Genomic DNA, 2362 nt, shown 5'->3' on the forward strand with positions numbered 1-2362 from the left:
TGGCCGCGCGGGATGGACTGGATGCCGCTGCGGTAGATCTCGCCGAAGTAGGCGGCGTAATTCAGGATGAAGCCGATGCAGCAGGCGAAGTACGCCCAATCCGAGCCCATGGAGGCGCCGAACAGGTAGAACGGCCCGAACATCCACATCATAAGCTGCAGCATAAGCGGCGTGCCGCGCATGACCGATATATAGAACTGCACCAAAAGCGACAGCGGCTTGAACTTGCTCATGCGGCCAAGCGCCACCAGCACGCCGAGGGGCAGCGACCCCACAAGCGTAACTACGAAAATGATGGCGGTGAACTGCAGGCCGGAGAGCAGCAGCCCCATCATGGTTCCGAATTCCATTGGTCTCCTTCCAAGAGAAACGCTCTTGTCTTAACACGCCGAACGCCAACCTTGGCAGGTTGGCGGAAAATAGCAGCCGGAAGGCCGGAGACGCTCGCCCTGCCCACCATGCACGTGAACGCGGTTTTGGAACGCGCCGCATCGTGCATAGGGGCAAAGATACGCATCTCCGGCCCTAATAGGATACGCTATCAAGCTGCTTGCCGGGGGCAAGCGGAAGCATTACTTGCCGAGCACCCAGTTGTCGTAGCTGATGCCGTAGCTGGCGTACTTCTCGCATAGCTGCTTGACGGTGCCGTCGGCGTCGAGCTGCTTCAGGGTCTCGGTGACCTTCTGAGCCAGCTCGGTGTCGCCCTTCTTGAAGCCCACGGCGTAGTGCTCGGTGGACAGCGGGGTGGACAGCTGCACGTACTTGTCGGGGTTCGCGGCGATCTGGTACTGGGCGATGGACAGGTCGCAGGCGACGGCATCGATCACACCGGAATCAAGCTGCATGAAGGCGTTGTTGTAGTCGCCGATGGTCTTGGCGGCACCGCCCTTGAAGGTGGCGGCAACCTCGGCCTGATCGCCCTCGAGCACGTCAAGCGCGGCGGAGTCGACCTGGGTCATGACGGTCTTGCCGGCAAGGCCAGCGAAATCGGAGATGTCGCTGCCTGCCTTCACGACGATGACCTGCTCATTGAGCATGTAGGGATCGGAGAAGGTGTAGCCATCCTCGCGACCCTCCATGGTGAAGCCGTTCCAGATGCAGTTGATGTTGCCCTGGGCCAGCAGCGCGTCCTTGGCATCCCAATCGATGGCGGACAGCTTCAGCTCCCAGCCGTTCTTGTCGCACACGGCCTGGGCCAGATCCAGGTCGAAGCCGGTGTACTTGCCGTCGTCGCCGACGAAGCCGTACGGCGGATAGCTTTGGTCGAAGCCGACCGTCAGGGTTTCCTTGCCGTCAGCGGAGTCGCCGCCGGTCTTGTCGCCAGAGCCCGAGCAACCCGCCAGCAGGGCGCCGGACAGGGCCAGAGTGGCAACGCATGCCACCAGGCCGAGGAGCTTCTTCTTCATGTTCCCTTCCCTTCCGCGCATGCCCGTGGGCATGGCTGCTTGGTTCCTTAGCAATCACTTTATCACAGTAGAGTGCTGAAGTGAAGTATACCAGACGTGCCGGAACGTGCAACCGCTGGCGCGAAAACGACCGCGAACGGCATAAGATGCGCTAACGGACCTTCCACGCGATGACCGCGAGCAGGCACAGCGACAGCACGGCCGAGAAGCCGAACGCCAGGTGATACGGCAGCGCCGCGAGCACGTCGGGCGCAGCTTGCAGCCCACCGGCAAGGCCGCCGCGGGACGCGATCCCCTGCCCCGCCGAGATGGCCAGCACCATAGCCGACGTGCCGAAGCTGGCGCAGGCCTGGCGCACCGCGATGGACAGAGAGCTGCCGTGCGGCACGAGCGGCCGCGGCAGTTCCGCCAGGCTCCACTGGGTGAGCGGGCCGATGAGCAACGACACGCCGCATGCGCGCACGCCCTGGAACACGACCGCCTGCCACAGCGGCGAGGCGGCATCGAGGAAGCACATGGGAACGGCGCCGGCGGAGAGCATGAGCCCGCCGACCAGGCACACCCGTCGCGCACCGATGCGGTCGGTCAGCACGCCGCCGAGCGGGTTGAGCACGAGCGCGGCAACGGTGCCCGGCAGCAGCACCATGCCCGCCTGAAGCGCCGTGCCGCCGCACAGGCCTTCCACGTAAAGGGGCACTACCAGCGTGACGCCCATGAAGGAGGCGAACAGCAGGTTCTGCGCCGCGAAGCCGGCGTTGAAGCGGCGCGAGTGGAACACGCCAAGGTCGATGAGCGGATCGCCAAGCCGCCTTTGGCGCACGACGAACACCGCGCACAGGGCCGCGCCCGCAACGAGCGGAGCCCACACATATGCGCTGTTCAGGGCGAAGGACGACGCGTTGCTGAAGCCGAGCAGCACGCCTCCCAGGCCCAAGGTGGACAAGATCAGCGAGCCG

At 64.4% G+C, this 2362-nt stretch carries 3 protein-coding genes; all 3 read right to left on the minus strand.

What is annotated here, in order from left to right:
- The coding region (locus tag Q0H50_RS09290; protein WP_294421679.1) for an ABC transporter permease subunit at positions 1 to 350 on the minus strand (350 nt) is incomplete at its 3' end.
- 222 nt (positions 351 to 572) lie between these two features.
- On the minus strand, positions 573 to 1406 hold the full coding sequence (locus Q0H50_RS09295; protein WP_294421680.1) for a transporter substrate-binding domain-containing protein: 834 nt from the start codon (positions 1404 to 1406) through the stop codon (positions 573 to 575).
- 151 nt (positions 1407 to 1557) lie between these two features.
- The coding region (locus Q0H50_RS09300) for a hypothetical protein (protein ID WP_294421681.1) at positions 1558 to 2362 on the minus strand (805 nt) is incomplete at its 5' end.

Origin of the sequence: uncultured Senegalimassilia sp. (assembly GCF_934632265.1) — a bacterium.
GTDB lineage: Bacteria > Actinomycetota > Coriobacteriia > Coriobacteriales > Eggerthellaceae > Senegalimassilia.

Bases quoted from the DNA above. Each gene is read 5' to 3' on its own strand.
- Q0H50_RS09295 (WP_294421680.1), bottom strand. From the start codon at position 1,406: ATGAAGAAGAAGCTCCTCGGCCTGGTGGCATGCGTTGCCACTCTGGCC.